This window comes from Polaribacter sp. (genome assembly GCF_039939415.1).
GTDB lineage: Bacteria > Bacteroidota > Bacteroidia > Flavobacteriales > Flavobacteriaceae > Polaribacter.
Window position 1 is genome coordinate 136,884 of sequence record NZ_JBDVJE010000011.1, and the last position, 17,602, is coordinate 154,485.

Annotated in this window: 21 protein-coding genes; 13 read left to right on the top strand and 8 right to left on the bottom strand. The window is 27.1% G+C overall.

The window, feature by feature from the left end; translation table 11 throughout:
• Genes ABJG40_RS02090 through ABJG40_RS02105 form a run of 4 tightly spaced genes read left to right on the top strand, consistent with a single transcriptional unit; the run spans position 1 to position 3,781 of the window.
• A complete protein-coding gene (locus ABJG40_RS02090) occupies positions 1-729 on the top strand; it encodes a rhomboid family intramembrane serine protease (protein ID WP_348022927.1) in 729 nt (242 codons plus the stop codon).
• Positions 729-1,583 carry a rhomboid family intramembrane serine protease gene (locus tag ABJG40_RS02095; RefSeq protein ID WP_348022928.1) on the top strand — a complete coding sequence of 285 codons (855 nt, stop codon included), beginning with the start codon at positions 729-731 and terminating at the stop codon, positions 1,581-1,583. The genes ABJG40_RS02090 and ABJG40_RS02095 overlap by 1 nt, the downstream gene beginning before the upstream one ends.
• 2 nt (positions 1,584-1,585) lie before the next feature.
• The gene (locus ABJG40_RS02100) at positions 1,586-2,596 is read left to right on the top strand and encodes an endonuclease/exonuclease/phosphatase family protein (protein ID WP_348022929.1); all 1,011 of its coding nucleotides are present in this window, start codon (positions 1,586-1,588) and stop codon (positions 2,594-2,596) included.
• Between the two features lie 39 nt (positions 2,597-2,635).
• Positions 2,636-3,781 carry a geranylgeranyl reductase family protein gene (locus ABJG40_RS02105; RefSeq protein WP_348022930.1) on the top strand — a complete coding sequence of 382 codons (1,146 nt, stop codon included), beginning with the start codon at positions 2,636-2,638 and terminating at the stop codon, positions 3,779-3,781.
• A gap of 1 nt (position 3,782) precedes the next feature.
• Here ABJG40_RS02105 and ABJG40_RS02110 read toward each other — a convergent pair whose 3' ends face one another.
• Positions 3,783-4,280, bottom strand: a complete 498-nt coding sequence (locus ABJG40_RS02110; RefSeq protein WP_348022931.1) for a GNAT family N-acetyltransferase — start codon at positions 4,278-4,280, stop codon at positions 3,783-3,785.
• A 39-nt stretch (positions 4,281-4,319) separates the two neighbouring features.
• Here ABJG40_RS02110 and mtaB point away from each other — a divergent pair, with 39 nt between their 5' ends.
• Genes mtaB through ABJG40_RS02130 form a run of 4 tightly spaced genes read left to right on the top strand, consistent with a single transcriptional unit; the run spans position 4,320 to position 8,039 of the window.
• Positions 4,320-5,642 (top strand): tRNA (N(6)-L-threonylcarbamoyladenosine(37)-C(2))-methylthiotransferase MtaB, encoded by a 1,323-nt coding sequence (mtaB, locus tag ABJG40_RS02115; RefSeq protein ID WP_348022932.1) that lies wholly within the window; start codon positions 4,320-4,322, stop codon positions 5,640-5,642.
• Between the two features lie 16 nt (positions 5,643-5,658).
• On the top strand, positions 5,659-6,429 hold the full coding sequence (locus tag ABJG40_RS02120) for a DUF6438 domain-containing protein (protein WP_348022933.1): 771 nt from the start codon (positions 5,659-5,661) through the stop codon (positions 6,427-6,429).
• 3 nt (positions 6,430-6,432) lie between these two features.
• A complete protein-coding gene (locus ABJG40_RS02125) occupies positions 6,433-7,089 on the top strand; it encodes an alpha/beta hydrolase (RefSeq protein WP_348022934.1) in 657 nt (218 codons plus the stop codon).
• A 47-nt stretch (positions 7,090-7,136) separates the two neighbouring features.
• A complete protein-coding gene (locus ABJG40_RS02130) occupies positions 7,137-8,039 on the top strand; it encodes a lytic transglycosylase domain-containing protein (RefSeq protein ID WP_348022935.1) in 903 nt (300 codons plus the stop codon).
• Here the strand turns inward: ABJG40_RS02130 and ABJG40_RS02135 are convergent, their stop codons facing one another.
• The 7 genes from ABJG40_RS02135 to ABJG40_RS02165 all read right to left on the bottom strand — a co-directional run bounded on the left by ABJG40_RS02135 (position 8,040) and on the right by ABJG40_RS02165 (position 13,970).
• Positions 8,040-8,237, bottom strand: coding sequence for a YwbE family protein (locus ABJG40_RS02135; RefSeq protein ID WP_348022936.1), 198 nt, complete (start codon positions 8,235-8,237; stop codon positions 8,040-8,042). It lies immediately after the preceding gene.
• An 87-nt stretch (positions 8,238-8,324) separates the two neighbouring features.
• Positions 8,325-8,516, bottom strand: a complete 192-nt coding sequence (locus ABJG40_RS02140; RefSeq protein ID WP_015480027.1) for a cold shock domain-containing protein — start codon at positions 8,514-8,516, stop codon at positions 8,325-8,327.
• 116 nt (positions 8,517-8,632) lie between these two features.
• A complete protein-coding gene (locus tag ABJG40_RS02145; RefSeq protein ID WP_348022937.1) occupies positions 8,633-9,574 on the bottom strand; it encodes a nitronate monooxygenase in 942 nt (313 codons plus the stop codon).
• Positions 9,574-11,256 carry a S8 family serine peptidase gene (locus tag ABJG40_RS02150; RefSeq protein ID WP_348022938.1) on the bottom strand — a complete coding sequence of 561 codons (1,683 nt, stop codon included), beginning with the start codon at positions 11,254-11,256 and terminating at the stop codon, positions 9,574-9,576. Before ABJG40_RS02150 ends, ABJG40_RS02145 begins: the two co-directional genes overlap by 1 nt.
• 39 nt (positions 11,257-11,295) lie before the next feature.
• Positions 11,296-12,483, bottom strand: coding sequence for a tRNA 2-thiouridine(34) synthase MnmA (mnmA, locus tag ABJG40_RS02155; protein WP_348022939.1), 1,188 nt, complete (start codon positions 12,481-12,483; stop codon positions 11,296-11,298).
• Between the two features lie 68 nt (positions 12,484-12,551).
• Entirely contained in the window at positions 12,552-13,244 is a 693-nt protein-coding gene (locus tag ABJG40_RS02160) for a hypothetical protein (RefSeq protein ID WP_348022940.1), read from the bottom strand.
• A gap of 9 nt (positions 13,245-13,253) precedes the next feature.
• Complete coding sequence (locus ABJG40_RS02165) at positions 13,254-13,970, bottom strand: toxin-antitoxin system YwqK family antitoxin (protein ID WP_348022941.1); 717 nt, start codon at positions 13,968-13,970, stop codon at positions 13,254-13,256.
• A 34-nt stretch (positions 13,971-14,004) separates the two neighbouring features.
• Between ABJG40_RS02165 and ABJG40_RS02170 the strand changes: the two genes are divergently transcribed.
• The 5 genes from ABJG40_RS02170 to ABJG40_RS02190 all read left to right on the top strand — a co-directional run bounded on the left by ABJG40_RS02170 (position 14,005) and on the right by ABJG40_RS02190 (position 17,592).
• A complete protein-coding gene (locus ABJG40_RS02170; protein ID WP_348022942.1) occupies positions 14,005-14,601 on the top strand; it encodes an adenylosuccinate lyase in 597 nt (198 codons plus the stop codon).
• Positions 14,602-14,646: 45 nt separating this feature from the next.
• Positions 14,647-15,990, top strand: a complete 1,344-nt coding sequence (purB, locus tag ABJG40_RS02175) for an adenylosuccinate lyase (RefSeq protein ID WP_348022943.1) — start codon at positions 14,647-14,649, stop codon at positions 15,988-15,990.
• A 62-nt stretch (positions 15,991-16,052) separates the two neighbouring features.
• On the top strand, positions 16,053-16,511 hold the full coding sequence (locus tag ABJG40_RS02180) for a hypothetical protein (protein ID WP_348022944.1): 459 nt from the start codon (positions 16,053-16,055) through the stop codon (positions 16,509-16,511).
• Entirely contained in the window at positions 16,512-17,276 is a 765-nt protein-coding gene (locus ABJG40_RS02185) for a TerC family protein (protein ID WP_348022945.1), read from the top strand.
• 46 nt (positions 17,277-17,322) lie between these two features.
• On the top strand, positions 17,323-17,592 hold the full coding sequence (locus ABJG40_RS02190; RefSeq protein ID WP_348022946.1) for a hypothetical protein: 270 nt from the start codon (positions 17,323-17,325) through the stop codon (positions 17,590-17,592).
• Positions 17,593-17,602: the final 10 nt, after the last annotated feature.

Sequence of the window (17,602 nt, forward strand, 5' to 3'; positions counted from 1 at the left end):
ATGAATAATAAACTTACAGATGCTATAAAGCATTTAATAATAATCAATGTAATTGTATTTGTTGCACCACAACTTTTAAAATTAGATTTTTCTAATATGCTAGCATTGCATTATCCAAAGAATGAACATTTTGGAATATGGCAATACATAACTCACATGTTTATGCATGGTAGTTTTGGTCATATCTTATTTAATATGTATGGTTTGTGGGCTTTTGGTACACCTTTAGAACAAATGTGGGGTAAAAAGAAATTTGTATTTTTCTATTTTTCTGCAGGAATTGGAGCGGGTTTAATTTACACTCTTGCAAATTATTATCAATTTAGTAGTATTTATGACCAATTAATTGGATTTGGACTAACTCCTGAAAATATTCAAAATATATTAAACATTGGTAGCTATAATGACTCTAGAATAGCACTGTCTAATGAAAAAATGATTGAATTTTATAGTTTATATCATACACCTGCAGTTGGAGCTTCTGGTGCTGTATATGGAGTTTTAGTAGCTTTTGGAATGTATTTTAAAGATGCAAAACTAGCTTTAATCTTTTTTCCTGTGCCAATTGCTGCAAAATATTTTATCCCTTTTATTCTATTGGGGGATTTATTCTTTGGAATGACTAAATACTCTGTAGGAAATGTTGCTCATTTTGCTCATATTGGTGGAGCTTTAATAGGTTTCTTAATAGCTTGGTATTGGAAAAAAAATCAATTTAAAATGCATTAATGAGTTTTATCGACAAAATAAAATCACGTTACAAACAAGGTAGCATAATAGAAAAGCTCATCTACATAAATATAGGTGTTTATTTTCTTACACATTTGGTTGTCCTTTTTCAAGGTCCACAACCAAATCAGATGAACTTAATCTTAGAATGGTTTTCTTTAGACAATAGTTTTTCTTCTCTAATTACTAAACCTTGGACAATTTTTAGCTATGGTTTTTTACACGCAGATTTTTTACATATTCTATTAAACTTAATAACTTTATATTTTATAGGTTATTTATTTATTGAATATTTTACTCAAAAACAATTACTTACTTTTTATGTATTAGGAACACTTTCTGGTGGAATTTTATTCATATTAAGTCAGAGTTATTTTCCTTTATTTGAAGGACAAACAACTGTTTTAGTGGGAGCTTCTGCGGGAATTTCTGCAATCTTTATAGGTATAGCAACTTACATACCTAATTATCAATTAAAATTTAGACTTATTGGTTTTGTAAAACTATGGCACTTAGCTGCCGTTTGGATAGGATTAGATATTTTAGCTTTATCAGGAGGAAATGCTGGTGGACATTTTGCACATTTAGGAGGTGCTTTATTTGGTTTTTTATATGTAAGGCAAGCAGCAAATAAAGAAATTAAAATTTGGGATAAAATTTTAACATTATTTTCTTCAAAAAAGAAACCTTTAAAAACGGTATATAAATCGCCTAAAAAAACATCTAAAACAAGTAAAAACATTTCTTTAAACCAACAACAAGTAGACACTATTTTAGATAAAATAAGTAAATCTGGTTATGACACCTTAACCAAAGCAGAAAAAGATTTTTTGTTTAAACAAGGAAGAAAATAATAATGAAGAAACTCTCCCCCATAGATAAATTTTTATACCTAATAAACTCGCTATTAGCAACAGTTTTGTTGTTATCTTATTTATTACCATATGTTTCTCCTAATACAATTCCGGTTTTTGCAATTCTAAGTCTCTTTGTGCCTATTATATTATTAATAAATATTGCTTTTGTAGCTTATTGGTTAATTAAATTAAAAAAACAGGTTTTATTATCTGGTATTGTTTTATTAATTGGTTGGGGTTTAATAACTCCTTTTTATAAATTATATAAAAAAAATACAGCACTAAATTCCGACTTAAAAGTAATAAGTTACAATGTAAGAATGTTTAATCATTGGAACTGGATTGAAGAAGATAATATAGAAAAAAAAATTTCTTCTTTTGTAAAAGATCATGATCCAGATGTTTTAACAATACAAGAAAACATGTCCTTAAACAAGTATGTATTAGATTTTCCTTATAAATTTATTGAAAAAAAATACGCAAAAGGTCGTTTTGGAATGGCCATTTATTCGAAATTTCCAATTATTAATGAAGGTTCATTAAAACTAAAAAACACTTTTAATAATATAATTTTTGCAGATATAGTTAAAGGCAAAGACACTATTAGAGTTTACAATTTACACCTACAATCTTTAAACATTTCTCCTGATAAGGAAAATTTTGGCCAAGAAAATTCTGAAAAATTAATAAAAATATTAAAAGATAGATTTAAACAACAAGCAGTACAAACAGAATTATTTTTAGCACATGAACAACAATGGAAAGGCAAAAAAATAGTTTGTGGAGACTTTAATAACACTGCTTACTCTTGGGTTTACAACCAAATTTCTAAAAACAAAAAAGACGCATTTATTGAAGCAGGCAAAGGTTTTGGAAAAACATTTAAGTATCCTTTTCCTATGAGAATCGATTTTATTTTAACAGACGATAAAGCTCATGTAAATCAATTCAATTCATATTCAGTAAAATATTCTGATCACTTCCCTATTCTTGCCAGAATTAATTGGTAAGTTTCTTTATATTCGCATATAAAAATTATTTCTATACCTATGAAACATTTTGATGTTGCAATTATTGGTAGTGGTCCTTCTGGAGCTTCTACAGCTTTTTATTTAGGAAAACATGGTATTTCTACTGTAATTATAGAAAAAGAAACTTTACCTCGCTATAAAACTTGTGGTGGAGGTTTTGTAAATAGAGGTAGAAAAAACATGCCTTTTGAAATAGAAAAAGTAATTGAACGCGAATTTTTTGGTGTTGATAGTTATTTTAATAATGGAAAAATTCATTATCAATCTAAAAAGAAAAAGCCTATCATAACAATGATTATGAGAGATGCTTTTGATAATTTAATTGTTGAAAAAGCAAAAGAATTTGGGGTTACACTATTAGAAAATCATACATTAAAAAGCATAAATTTTCAAAAAGATAAATCAATTTTAAATACTTCTCAAGGTAATATTTCAACAAATTTTGTAATTGCTGCAGATGGAGTATTAAGTGCCACTGCAAAAATGTCTGGTTGGAAAGAAGATACAAGAAAATTAATTCCTGCTTTAGAATATGAAGTAGAAGTTTCTGAAGATGATTTTAAACGATTATCTACTAATGTCCGTTTTGATATTGATGCTGTTCCTTATGGTTATGCTTGGAGTTTTCCAAAGAAAAACCACTTATCACTAGGTGTTTTAACAACTAAAAAAGGAAAAATTAATCTTAAAGAATATTATAAAAAATACTTGCAAACATTAGGCATAAATAAAGTTATAAAAGAAGATTTTCATGGCTTTCAAATACCCATTGCACCAAGAACAGATGGTTTTGTAAAAAATAATGTTTTTTTAATTGGTGATGCTGCTGGTTTTGCAGAACCTATCACAGCAGAAGGTATTTCTAATGCAATTTTAAGTGGTAAATATGTTGCTGAAGCTTTAATAGAAAGTAACTTAAATTTAAATGAATCTAAAAAATTATATTTAGAAAAATTAAACGTTAAATTATTGCCAGAATTAAATTCTGGAGTAAAGCTTTCTAAATTCTTTTATCATAATAACACTGCTAGAAACTTTATACTAAAAAAATACGGACAACATTTTAGCGATTTAATGGTAGATATTTTATATGGAGACAAACCTTTTCCTACAAATGTTTCTAAAAAATTAAAGGAAAAATTAAAAGAGAGTTTGTTTAAATAAATTACAAATGCAATTCGTACTTAGTTTCTGGTAACTTATTACCTTCACTTATAAACTTATTTACAACTTTAAAACTATTGTTTTTTAGAATTTTAGCAGATGCACTATTTACATCTACTACATAACCAATAATTTTTTTCAATCCAATTTCTTTACAATAAGTAACCAAACCTTTACATATTTCAGAACCATAACCTAGTCCCCAATAAGCTTCTAAAAATCGATAACCAATTTCATCATCTAAATTGTCTTTTACAAGAGCTACTGTACCTACAAATTCATTATCAGACTTTCTTATTATAGCATAAATCCAAAAGTTATTTAGTGGATTATTATATTTTAAAATCAATTGCTTAAGTTCATTTTTGTTTTCTGGTAACGTTTTTACAGTTCCTGTAGCATATAATAATACTTTAGGGTTACTTTCAAGCTTATGAAAACCTTGTAAATCATCAAAAATAAGTCGTCTAACTAATAAGTTTTCTGTTTCAAAAATCATGAATAATATTGTAAATTTGCAATCTATAAATGTACAAGAATGATCACAGAAAAAAAAGTAGCTTTTTATACTTTAGGTTGTAAACTTAATTTTTCAGAAACATCTACGATTGCTCGTAATTTTGTAAATGAAGGTTTTGAACATGTAGATTTTGAAGAACCTGCAGATGTTTATGTAATAAACACTTGTTCTGTAACAGATAATGCAGATAAACGTTTTAAAACAATTGTAAAAAATGCTTTAAAGAAAAATGAAGAAGCTTTTTTAATCGCTGTAGGTTGTTATGCGCAATTAAAACCAGAAGAATTAGCTAATGTAGATGGAGTTGATTTGGTTTTAGGAGCCACAGAAAAATTTAATATAACCAGTTATATTAACGATTTAACCAAAAATAATATTGGAGAAGTTCATTCTTGTGAAATTTCTGATGCCGATTTTTATGTTGGGTCTTATTCTATAGGAGATAGAACTCGTGCTTTTTTAAAAGTACAAGATGGTTGCGATTATAAATGTACTTACTGTACAATACCTTTAGCACGTGGAATTTCTAGAAGTGATACTTTAGAAAACGTTCTTACTAATGCTAAAGAAATTTCATCAAAAGGTATAAAAGAAATTGTTTTAACGGGTGTTAATATTGGTGATTATGGTAAAGGTGAATTTGGTAATAAAAAGCACGAACATACCTTTCTAGAATTAGTAAAAGAATTAGATAAAGTTGATGGAATACATCGTTTAAGAATATCATCTATAGAACCAAATTTATTAAAAGATGAAACCATAGATTTTGTTTCTAAATCTACTTCTTTTGTACCTCATTTTCATATCCCATTACAATCTGGTAGTGATGAGTTATTAAAAATGATGAAACGTAGATATTTAACAAATACTTATACAAACAGGGTTACAAAAATTAAAGAAGTAATGCCAAATGCTTGTATTGGTGTAGATGTAATTGTTGGTTTTCCTGGTGAAACAGATGAATTGTTTTTAGAAACATACAATTACTTAAACGAAATGGACATTTCTTATTTACATGTTTTTACATATTCTGAAAGACCCAATACAGAAGCTATACATTTAGAAGGTGTTATACCTAAAAAAGTAAGAGCAAAAAGAAGTAAAATGTTACGTGGTTTATCTGCTAAAAAAAGACGTTCTTTTTATGAGTCTCAATTAGGAAACACTTTAACAGTTTTATTTGAAAGTGAAAATAAAGAAGGCTATATAAACGGATTTACAGAAAATTACGTAAAAGTTAAAACACCTTGGAATCCTGAATTGGTAAATACTTTACATAAAGTTACATTAACAGAAATTGATGAAGATGGATTGGTAAGATTCAATTTTGTAAAGAATTAACTAAAATATAAATGCTATGAAATATTATTTACTATTATTCTTTATAATTGCTTTAAGTTGTAATCAACATCAAAAAGAAAAAAAAGAAATAAACAAGACTATTAAAACTGAAAAAACTATAAAAGTAGAAGAGGTTGAAATAATTAAAGAAGTGAAAGAAAAAGTAATAATAAAAACACATGAAGATTTAATTATTGTTATAAAAAAACCTAAAAAGGTTGAAGATGCAAAAGCCTTAATAGAAAATAGTAGTTTAACTTGGCAAAAGTTAGTTATTGATAATGAGTATTTAAAAGCTGCATTAATTAAAGTTCCAATTGATAAAAAAGACTTTTGGATAGAACGTTTAAAATCTTCAAATGAATTTTCTTCTGTTCAAATTAATACACCAAAAACAATTACTGCTATTAAAAATATTGCAGAAAATACATATGTAAAAGTTAGCAAAACGCATTGCTCTGGAGATTGTGCTGTATATGATGTAATTCTTTTTAAAGATGGATCATTAATTTTTAATGGGATAGAAAATGTTTTGATAAAAGGAAAACAAGAATTTATTATTTCTGAAGTTAAAATGAAAAAGTTGAAAAAAATGTTTGAAAAAACGTCTTTTGGTACTTATTTTGATAGTTATACTTCTAAATCTGTAATGGATTTTCCAAGTACTTTTATCACACACAATAACAAACAAATAGAAATTAAACTTTGGAAAAATGTGCCTTTAGAATTGGCATTAGCTTATGAAGCTTTTGAAGACATTCTGTTTGAAAAAAAATTGATTGAATAATACATGAATAAAACTCCTATTTATTTTGTACCAGGATTAGCTGCTGGACCAGAAATTTTTGAAAACTTATATTTACCTGAAGACAAATATGAACTTCATTACTTAGAATGGAAAACACCATTAGCTTTAGAAGAAACAATTGCTAACTATGCAATGAGAATGAGTGATGATGTTAAACATAAAAATCCTGTTTTAGTAGGAGTTTCATTTGGCGGAATTATGGTGCAAGAAATGGGTAAATATATTGATGCAAAAAAAGTAATCATTATATCAAGTGTAAAACATCATAATGAGTTACCTAAAAGGTTTCAAATGGTAAAATTCACCAAAGCGTATAAACTTTTTCCAACAAAAGTTGTTTCTAATTTCGAAGATTATGCTCAGTATTTTCTAGGTAAATCATTAAAAAAGAGAGCAGATATCTATAAAAAATATTTATCTGTTAGAAATCAATTATATTTAAATTGGTCTATTAGAAATGTTATTAAATGGAAACAAGACAAAAAAACAGATAATATTGTTCATTTACATGGAATAAAAGACAACGTTTTTCCTATTAAAAACATTAAAAATTGTATTAAAATAGAAAATGCAAATCATGTTATGATTATTACAAAAGCTAAGAAAATTTCAAAAATTATTGATAAAATTTTAACTTAATTATACCAATACTTTTCTTATTTTTAAAGTATTAAAACTGCTATATCATGAATAAATCTATACGTATATTATCTCTATTAAGTATTTTAATTGTTACATTTTTATTTTATAACGCAATTAATAAATCAGAGGCAGATCCTAAAACAAGTACCCATAAAACTTACAAAATTAAATCTTTAGAACTGCCAAATAATTTAAACCTTGCAGGAGAAAGAGTTCCTTTAGAAATTTCTGATGTTAGAGAAAGAATGGATAGAGAACTTTTAGTAAATACCTATTGGCAATCTAATGGGTTGTTATTAATTAAAAGGGCCAATAAATATTTTCCAATTTTAGAGCCTTTACTTAAAAAATATGATTTACCAGACGACTTTAAGTATTTAGCATTAGCAGAAAGTGCATTTATAGATGAAACTTCTTCTGCTGGAGCTGCAGGTATGTGGCATTTTATGAAAACCACAGGAAAAGAATTTGGTTTAGAAATAAATAAAAACGTTGATGAACGTTATAATATTGAAAAATCTACTAAAGTAGCTGCAGAATATTTAAAAAAATCTAAAGAACGATTTAATTCTTGGACACTAGCTGCTGCTGCCTATAATGCAGGTAATTACGGAATTTCTAAAAGATTAAAAACACAAGAAGTAGATAGTTATTATGATGCTCTTTTACCTGATGAAACAGAAAGATATGTATTTAGAATTATTGCATTAAAAGAAGTAATTTCTAATCCAAAAAAATATGGTTTTGTGTATGAAGAGAAAGATTTATATACTCTTGCTAAAACAAGAACTATAAAAGTTGATACAGCAATTTCTAATATTACTAGGTTTGCTAAAAAATTCGGACTTACCTACAAAGAATTCAAAATTCACAATGCTTGGTTAAGAGAAAATAAATTAAATAACAAAAGCAGAAAGTTATACGAAATTAAAATTCCTATTAAATAACTATTCTATAATATTTTTAACTCTACCAACTAAACCAGAGGCTAGTTTAACTTTTATTCCATGAGGATGATTAGGAGATTTTGTTAAAATTTTAGCAATTACTCCTTCTGTTAATTCACCTGTTCTTTGATGTGGTTTCTGTACAATTTCTACAAACAATCCTATAGTTACATTTTTCCTTTGTCTTCCATCAATCATAATAATGTATTTAAAATTGAAAAATAAAAAAAGCCTATCAAATATGATAGGCTTTTTACTAAAAATTTAACTAGTAATAAATATATATTATAATACTCTTACGTTTACTGCGTTTAATCCTTTTCTTCCATCTTGTAAGTCAAATTCAACTTCATCGTTTTCACGAATTTCGTCAACTAATCCTGACACATGTACAAAATGTTCTTTGTTTGTTCCTTCTTCAGTGATAAATCCAAATCCTTTAGATTCATTGAAAAATTTTACGGTACCTTTATTCATTATAAAAAATTATTGTGTTGCTAATTTAATTACTAACAACGTTTTATTGAATTGCAAAGATAGTGCCAATAAATTAAGAAACACATAAAATATTGATTTTCTTTTAATTATCCTTGCTAAAACCTATAAATTAAGGACTTAACCTCTAAAAATTCTTTTATTATTTCATCTAAAATCTCTTTTGCAGGCTTAATTTCGTTTATAATTCCTGCAATTTGACCAATTTCTAGCTCACCATTCTCTAAATCACCTTCTAACATTCCTTTTTTAGCTCTAGCTCTACCTAATAAATTTTTTAAATCTTCTTTTGATGGATTTTGCAGATATAATTCTTGTAATTCATTATAAAATTTATTTTTTATCAATCTTACAGGTGCTAATTCTTTTAAAGTTAAATGAGTATCACCATCTTTTACTTCAATAATTTTATTTTTAAAATTCTGATGAGCAGAAGATTCTTCTGTTGCAGCAAATCTACTTCCTATCTGTACTCCATCTGCACCTAAAACCATTGCAGCTAACATTCCTCTTCCTGTTCCAATTCCTCCAGCTGCAATCACAGGAATTTTAATTGCTGCTTTTACCATAGGAATTAATGTAAAAGTGGTAGTTTCTTCTCTTCCATTATGACCTCCTGCCTCAAAACCTTCACAAACAACAGCATCTACACCTGCTGCTGCTGCTTTTAAAGCAAACTTTACAGAACTTACAACGTGTACAACTGTAATTCCTTTTTCTTTTAAAAAAGAAGTCCAAGTTTTTGGGTTACCCGCAGAAGTAAATACAATTTTCACTCCTTCTTCAATAATAATATCCATCAGTTTTTGAATGTCTGGGTACAACATTGGTACATTCACTCCAAAAGGTTTATCTGTAGCTTCTTTACATTTCTGAATATGTTTTCTTAAAACATCTGGATACATAGAACCTGCACCAATTAGACCTAAACCACCAGCATTAGAAACTGCAGAAGCTAGTTTCCAACCAGAAACCCAAACCATTCCTCCTTGAATAATTGGATATTCAATATTAAAAAGTTTTGTAACTATATTTGTCATTATCTCTTTATCAACTTTAAAGTTTTATATTGATTGTCATTAAATAATTTTAGAATATAAATTCCATTTTCTAAAAATGAAATATCAATAGTTTTAGAATTTAAATTTTCTTTTTCTAATACTTCTTCTCCTAAAATATTAAATATTTTAATACTTAAATTTTCAAAATAAATACTTTTTAAATCAATAGTAAATGAATCTTCAATTGGATTTGGAAATACACTAATTTCAGAAAATAGATTATCGTTTACAGAACCTGTACTAGCAATATAATTATTTAAAGCATTTTCAAAATTTGGAATTCCATAACCATATTGATCTAAAGGATTATTATATTTATCTGCAGATTCGTAAACAGCTTGTTTTAAAAAAGTATTAAAATTAAATTCAGAAGATTTTTCTTTTCCTGAATTTTTTAATAAAAACATGTCATTCTGATTTAAGCAAGCAATTAAACCTGCCATAATTGGCGATGAAAATGAGGTTCCGCTAGAAGAATTGGTTACTTCTCCGGTTTGATAATTAATTAATGCCGGGTTTTGTCCTTGCCCCAATATTTCTGGCTTAATTCTACCATCTGAAGTTGGACCAAAAGAACTAAAGAAAGCAATTTCACCATCAGAATCTACTGCTCCAACTGAAATTACTGATGATGCATCTGCTGGCGCTCCAATATATTTCCAAGAATCATTACCACTATTTCCTGCTGCATTTACTAAAAGTATGCCTCTTGTTGCTCCTATTTCTGCTCCTCTAGAAATAAAAGTTGTTTTTCCATCCATATCGTCATAAGTATGATTATGGTCAGGGTTATCAAAAGTTGTATAACCTAAAGATGTATTTATAACATCAACCCCTAAACTATCTGCTCTTTCTGCTGCTTCTACCCAAAGTGATTCTTCTAAAACAGTTTCTGTTTCTGATATTTCTGATATAAATAAATAAAATTTTGCATCTGGTGCAGTTCCTACAAACTCATCTTCTAAATAACCTGCAATAGCAGATAAAACAAGTGTACCATGATTATTTCTTGTATAAAAATCATCATTTCTATCTGCAAAATTATATCCACCTAAAATTTGATTATTATCTCTTATTCTTTGAAAAGCATCTAAAGTATTTACATTAGGAAAACCTGCATCAATCACTGCTATAACTTGATTTTCTCCTGTAAAACCTTGCTGATGTAGATATTCTCCTTTCAGCATTTTAATTTGATTATCTGCTTCATCATAATTAAATTCTGTTTGTATTTCAGAAAATTTATTTTGATGATTTGCAACAATCTTTTTAGATTTAGAATTTGATTTACCTAAAGTATTTAAAGATTTGTTTGCAAACTCAATACTTTTTATAAAATTAAAATTTGAAGTTAAATTATTAATATCATTAACATTACCTTGAATATGAACTGCATTTAACCACTTCGATTTAGCAAGAACTGTTATAGAAGTTTCATTTTTTAATTGATTGTAATAATCTGAATCTATTGGCACATCTATTGTATCTAACAGAATGTTAAGCCTAGTTCTTCTATGTAATGCTCTTTGAGAAAGCATGGTTAGTGGACTTTCTAAAAAAATAGTTGCATTAGGTTTGTCTTTTAAAAAAATCCAAGCATCTTCTTGAGCAGAAATTTTTATAAAAGTTATTATAAATAAAAAAAGTAGTAATTTCTTCATATTCCGAAATTACTACTTTTTTACGATTTTATAATTTTATTAAGAAATAACTCCAGATCCTAATAATTCTTCATTGGTATACCAGGCAACAAACTGACCTTCTTGAATGGCAGATTGTTTGTTTTCGAACTCTACATACAAACCAGATTCTACTTTATATAAAGTTGCTTTTGCTAAGGGTTGCCTGTATCTTATTCTTGCATCAACTTTCATGGTTTCTCCAACATTTAGAGTTAAATCTTCACGAATCCAGTGAGTTTCTTCATTAGAAACAAACAATACATTTCTGTATAAACCTGTATGATTCTTACCTTCTCCTGTATAAATAACATTTTCTACAACATCTGTTTCTATAACATACAAACCTTCTTTTGTACCACCAACATTTAAACCTTTACGTTGTCCTTTTGTAAAATAATGTGCACCTTGATGTTTACCAACTACTTTTCCATCTTCTTTTTTGTAAGAAAATTTTGTAGCATAATATGATAATTCAGCTTCCTTATTTTCAAATTTAGGAGCTGATTTTGTGTACTGATCAAAGTCAGAAGGAATTGTAACAATCACTCCTTCTTTTGGTTGTAATTTTTGTTGTAAAAATTCTGGTAAACGTACTTTTCCTATAAAGCATAAACCTTGAGAATCTTTCTTTTCTGCAGTAATCAAGTCTGCTTCTTTTGCAATTTCTCTAACTTCTGGCTTTGTCAATTCTCCTATTGGAAATAATGCTTTTACTAACTGTTGTTGAGAAAGTTGACATAAAAAATAAGACTGATCTTTATTATTATCTTTTCCTCCTAATAATTTATAAACAGGTTTACCATCTATAATTTCTTGTCCTTTTCTACAATAATGACCAGTAGCAACATAATCTGCACCTAGTTGTAAAGCAATGTCCATAAAAACATCAAACTTTATTTCTCGATTACAAAGTACATCTGGGTTTGGAGTTCTTCCTTTAGAATATTCATCGAACATATAATCTACAATACGTTCTTTATATTGTTCACTTAAATCTACCACTTGAAAAGGGATTCCTAATTTTTCTGCAACAATCATTGCATCATTAGAGTCTTCTAACCAAGGACATTCATTAGAAATTGTTACAGAATCATCGTGCCAATTTTTCATAAAAAGACCAATAACTTCATAACCTTGTTCTTTTAATAAATGTGCAGTAACACTACTATCTACTCCACCAGAAAGACCAACAACTACTCTTTTCATTTTATAATTTTAGAAGCTGCAAAGTTACAACTTTGTAAACGATTTACTAATTGAAAGAATTGATAGATTTATTGAGGAAATTGATGAATTCTCGAATAAATTAATTTCTCTTTAGTATCGCTTTTAATCAAGGTTAATTCATTATTTGAAATAGAGAAATTATAAAAATTAAATTCTGTATTATCTCCATATGCCACCATTTGAAGTTCTGGTTTATGTCCATGAATTTTATAAATACCATATTCTTTTTTGTCAGTATCATTTTGAAGTATATATCTATTATCCCAACTAATATAAAGTGTTTTAGTTGAGTTAATTTCTTCAGAATGATTGTTTAAATTAACTTTTTTCAACTTCCATAAGCCCATTAACTTATTTCCTTCAGAAGTAGGAATTTTATCAATTCTTTCTAAAAATACATTTACATTTTCACCTTCTTCTTCTCTACTCCAGGTCATTTTTAAGTTTTTCAAAATCACATAAAAAGGTGCAGCATTATCTTCTAAACCATTTGTGTTTTTCACAAAAAGTTGATTGTTTTTATAACTCCATGTTCCAACAGAATGTTGCAACCACCCATTTCCAGAAGATTGAGTAGAATCTGTATTAAATTTCATCCATCTAGAAATCGGTGTTATTTCTTGATTACCAACTTTTACTTTTTTAACAACCCAAAGTCCATCAATATTAGATACTTTTTGTTTTTTATGAGAACAAGAAAAAACTATTACTATTAAAAATAATGCTATTAATAATCTCATGATACTGCTTTAATTTTCCTTCTTTTTATTAAAAGAACTTCTTTTTGCCTTTTTATCTTTTTCAGAAGCTATCTCACCATCTAAATAAAACTCCCATTTACCAAATCTTTTTCCATCTTTATAAACTCCTGTTTCTTTTAAGTTTCCATTCAATTCAAAATATTTAGCAACACCATTTGGTTTTCCTTCTTTATAGGTAATTTCTTCTATTAAAATTCCTTTGCTAGAATACTTGCTAACAACACCATGTTTTAAACCATTTTTATAAATAGCAAATTCTGTTACTTGACCATCTGGATAATAAATTAATTGTTCTCCATCTAACAAACCATTTTTATAATTTTCTTCAGACATTAAAGTTCCATCTGCATAAAAATATTTCCAATTCCCAACACGTTTTCTCCCATTTAAAACCCCTTCCGTTTCAATTTTACCATTTAATGTGTAAAATTGAACAAACAATGAGTCAGAATCTTCAAAAAAAGTTTTTATAATAATAGGATGTTTAGAGGTAGTAATATCATAAAACTTAAAAGTTCCTATTTCTTTTCCGTTTTTAAACTGACCTTCATATCTTATTCTTTTATTAGAATAATATTTTTTCCATAAACCAGTTCTTTTATTATTTTTATTAAATTGATTAATTTTTTGCGCATGAACATTTGTACTAGAAAAAAAACAGGCAAAAAAAGCGAATGCAAAAAACAGTCTTTTTATATTTAACATTTCAATTGAATTTTAAAACAAATATACACTAATAGTGCCAAAATCAAATCTAATTTACTTAACGGAACAACTTAATGACTTAGGTACAGCTAAAAGAGATAACCGCCAAAGAGTTGCTAATATTGTATTAAATAATCATGATTTATTCAAAGATTTGGTTACTATTACTTTTGATGTTGATAATAAAACTTCTATAAAAGCTTCCTGGATTTTAGAATGGATTTGTACACATCATCATTTAAATTGGATTTTACCACATTTAGACACTTTTACAACTAAAATTTATAATCTAAAATTTGATAGTGCAATTAGACCTTGTGCTAAAATTTGTGAACATTTAGCAACTGCCTATTATTCAAAAAAAGAAAATGATGTACAAAAAACACTAACTATTAAACATATAGATAATATAGTTGAAGTAGGTTTTGATTGGTTGATTAAGCCTCAAAAAATTGCTGTTAGAGCTTACACAATGAATACTTTATACTTTTTTGGATTAGAAAAAGATTGGATTCATCCAGAATTAAAACACATAATAGAAACAAAAATTATACACGAAAGTAAAGGCTGTAAAGCTCGTGGAAAACACATTTTAACATTGATAGAAAAACATCGTAAAACAACTTTATAAATCTGTTAAAATGCCTATTTTTGCATTTCACAACATAACTAAAAAATGAACTTAACAAAATTAAATGCCATCTCTCCTATTGATGGACGTTATAGAGGTAAAATAACAAAATTAGCAGACTATTTTTCTGAAGAAGCTTTGATAAAATATAGAGTTCGTGTAGAAATTGAATATTTTATTGCTTTATGTGAAATTCCTTTACCACAATTAGCAGATTTTAACAACGATTTATTTGATGATTTACGTAAAATTTATACAGATTTTACTGCAGAAGATGCTCAGAAAATAAAAGATATAGAAAGTATTACAAACCATGATGTAAAAGCTGTTGAATACTTTATTAAAGAAAAGTTTGATGTATTAGGATTAGAAAAACATAAAGAATTTATCCATTTTGGATTAACATCTCAAGACATAAATAATACTGCTGTTCCTTTATCTATTAAAGAAGCAATGAACGAAGTTTATGTGCCTCATTATTTTGAACTTCTTAACAAGTTAGAAGAATTAGTAATTGAATGGAAAGACATTTCTATGTTAGCCAGAACACATGGCCAACCTGCTTCTCCTACAAGATTAGGTAAAGAAATTGAAGTTTTTGTGGTTCGTTTAAAAGAACAATTTAATTTATTAAATGATATACCAAGTGCTGCTAAATTTGGTGGAGCAACTGGTAATTATAATGCACATAAAGTTGCATATTCAAATATTGATTGGAAAGAATTTGGGAGTTCTTTTGTACAAGAAAAATTAGGTTTATACCATTCTTTTCCAACAACACAAATAGAACATTACGATCATATGGCTGCTTTGTTTGATACTCTTAAACGTATTAATACAATTATCTTAGATTTAGATAGAGATTTTTGGACATATGTTTCTACAGATTATTTTAAGCAAAAAATTAAAGCGGGTGAAGTTGGTTCTTCTGCAATGCCTCATAAAGTAAATCCTATAGATTTTGAAAATTCTGAAGGAAATTTAGGGTTGGCAAATGCAATTTTTGAACATCTTTCTGCTAAATTACCAGTTTCTCGTTTACAACGTGATTTAACTGATAGTACAGTTTTACGTAATATAGGGGTTCCTTTTGGGCATACAATTATTGCTTTTACTTCTACTTTAAAAGGATTAAATAAATTATTGTTAAACAAAGAAAAGTTTGAACAAGATTTAGAAAATAATTGGGCAGTTGTTGCTGAGGCAATTCAAACAATTTTAAGACGTGAAGCATATCCAAACCCTTATGAAGCTTTAAAAGGATTGACTAGAACTAACGAAAAAATCAATCAAAATTTAATTGCTAATTTTATTGACACATTAGAGGTTGCAGATCAAATTAAAGAAGAATTAAAGGCAATAACGCCTTCAAATTATACAGGAATTTAAACAATAAGTTTTAAATTTTATAAAGTAAGAAAGTTTTAAAAGTTAAAAAAAATATTGACATAATGAAAAAAACAACCTCTTTTATTAAACATCAATCAACAACTTTTTTACTTTTTTACTTTTTTACTTTTCTACTTTTTTTTTCATCTTGTCAATCAGAAATTAAAGACAATTCTGATCGTTTTAAAAAAGGAGTATTCGAAATTCCTGCTGGTAATAGTTACAGTAAAACTATCATCACAAGAAAAGATAGTCTTCAAATAGAAGAATATGAAAAAATTGTAAGTATTTCTAATGATAGTATTTCAGAAGAAAAAAGAATTAAACATATTGATACATTATATATCAAATGGAAAAATAATTTCTTTTATACTTTAAAAATGAAATCTCCCAAAAGGAAATTAGATAAAGAACCCATTTTTGTACAAATAACTAAAATAACAGACAGTTCTTATAGTTTTACAGCCAAAATAGGTTTTAGTAAATTTAAAACAGATGGTACTATTTATAAAGTAAAATAAATGGAAATTTTTCTACACATAGATACTTGGATAGCTCTTTTAACACTAACTTTTTTAGAAATTATTTTAGGAATAGATAATATTATTTTTATCTCTATATCTGCAAATAAACTTCCAGAAAATAAAGTTAGAAAAGCAACTCTTTTGGGGTTAGCTTTGGCAATGATAACCAGAATTTTATTGCTTTTTAGTGTTTCTTATTTAATTGCTTTAAAAGATCCTTTTTATGTTGTAGACATTGGTTGGTTTAAAACTGGTTTAACAGGTCAAAGTTTAATTTTATTTTTAGGAGGCCTTTTTTTATTATATAAAAGTACCAAAGAAATACGAGAAAAAGTAGAAAACACCAATGAAGAAGAAGTTATAAAATCTCCTAAAGTTATTTCTTTTTCTAACGTTATCATTCAAATAATATTAATAGATATTGTTTTTTCTTTTGATAGTATTTTAACAGCTGTTGGTATGACAAATGGAATTAATGGAGCATTACTTATTATGGTTATTGCTGTAATTATATCTATTATCATTATGATGATTTTTTCTAAACCTATTAGTAATTTTGTAAACAGAAACCCGACTATACAAATGTTAGCATTGTCGTTTTTAATATTAATCGGTTTTATGTTAATTACAGAAGGTGCTCATTTATCTCACACAGAAATTTTTAACAAAAGTGTAGGAGCAATTCCGAAAGGATATTTGTATTTTGCCATTGCATTTTCATTAGGAGTTGAAATGTTGAATTTAAGGATCAGAAAAAAATAAATATTTGTACAAAAAATTACTTAGCGTTTTTTTACTTGTACTATTGATGATACCTACATCAATAGAAATTCTGCACGTTTTAGAAAATCATGAACATTCTGTTTGTACTTCTATTAACGAGCATCATATACATAAACAACATTTAGATTGTGCAGATTTGCACAAACATCTTACATTTTTTTCTATGGACTTTACATCTAATTTTGATGTAATTCCTACACATTTTTATGCAACAAATTTTATTGATAAAACTCAATTTCTTAAAGAAGTTTATCATTATAAAAAACACTCTAGAGGTCCACCAGTATTCGTTTAATTTTATCTAT

Bases quoted from the DNA above. Each gene is read 5' to 3' on its own strand.
- ABJG40_RS02090 (WP_348022927.1), top strand. From the start codon at position 1: ATGAATAATAAACTTACAGATGCTATAAAGCATTTAATAATAATCAAT.
- ABJG40_RS02095 (WP_348022928.1), top strand. From the start codon at position 729: ATGAGTTTTATCGACAAAATAAAATCACGTTACAAACAAGGTAGCATA.
- ABJG40_RS02100 (WP_348022929.1), top strand. From the start codon at position 1,586: ATGAAGAAACTCTCCCCCATAGATAAATTTTTATACCTAATAAACTCG.
- ABJG40_RS02105 (WP_348022930.1), top strand. From the start codon at position 2,636: ATGAAACATTTTGATGTTGCAATTATTGGTAGTGGTCCTTCTGGAGCT.
- ABJG40_RS02110 (WP_348022931.1), bottom strand. From the start codon at position 4,280: ATGATTTTTGAAACAGAAAACTTATTAGTTAGACGACTTATTTTTGAT.
- mtaB (WP_348022932.1), top strand. From the start codon at position 4,320: ATGATCACAGAAAAAAAAGTAGCTTTTTATACTTTAGGTTGTAAACTT.
- ABJG40_RS02120 (WP_348022933.1), top strand. From the start codon at position 5,659: ATGAAATATTATTTACTATTATTCTTTATAATTGCTTTAAGTTGTAAT.
- ABJG40_RS02125 (WP_348022934.1), top strand. From the start codon at position 6,433: ATGAATAAAACTCCTATTTATTTTGTACCAGGATTAGCTGCTGGACCA.
- ABJG40_RS02130 (WP_348022935.1), top strand. From the start codon at position 7,137: ATGAATAAATCTATACGTATATTATCTCTATTAAGTATTTTAATTGTT.
- ABJG40_RS02135 (WP_348022936.1), bottom strand. From the start codon at position 8,237: ATGATTGATGGAAGACAAAGGAAAAATGTAACTATAGGATTGTTTGTA.
- ABJG40_RS02140 (WP_015480027.1), bottom strand. From the start codon at position 8,516: ATGAATAAAGGTACCGTAAAATTTTTCAATGAATCTAAAGGATTTGGA.
- ABJG40_RS02145 (WP_348022937.1), bottom strand. From the start codon at position 9,574: ATGACAAATATAGTTACAAAACTTTTTAATATTGAATATCCAATTATT.
- ABJG40_RS02150 (WP_348022938.1), bottom strand. From the start codon at position 11,256: ATGAAGAAATTACTACTTTTTTTATTTATAATAACTTTTATAAAAATT.
- mnmA (WP_348022939.1), bottom strand. From the start codon at position 12,483: ATGAAAAGAGTAGTTGTTGGTCTTTCTGGTGGAGTAGATAGTAGTGTT.
- ABJG40_RS02160 (WP_348022940.1), bottom strand. From the start codon at position 13,244: ATGAGATTATTAATAGCATTATTTTTAATAGTAATAGTTTTTTCTTGT.
- ABJG40_RS02165 (WP_348022941.1), bottom strand. From the start codon at position 13,970: ATGTTAAATATAAAAAGACTGTTTTTTGCATTCGCTTTTTTTGCCTGT.
- purB (WP_348022943.1), top strand. From the start codon at position 14,647: ATGAACTTAACAAAATTAAATGCCATCTCTCCTATTGATGGACGTTAT.
- ABJG40_RS02180 (WP_348022944.1), top strand. From the start codon at position 16,053: ATGAAAAAAACAACCTCTTTTATTAAACATCAATCAACAACTTTTTTA.
- ABJG40_RS02185 (WP_348022945.1), top strand. From the start codon at position 16,512: ATGGAAATTTTTCTACACATAGATACTTGGATAGCTCTTTTAACACTA.
- ABJG40_RS02190 (WP_348022946.1), top strand. From the start codon at position 17,323: ATGATACCTACATCAATAGAAATTCTGCACGTTTTAGAAAATCATGAA.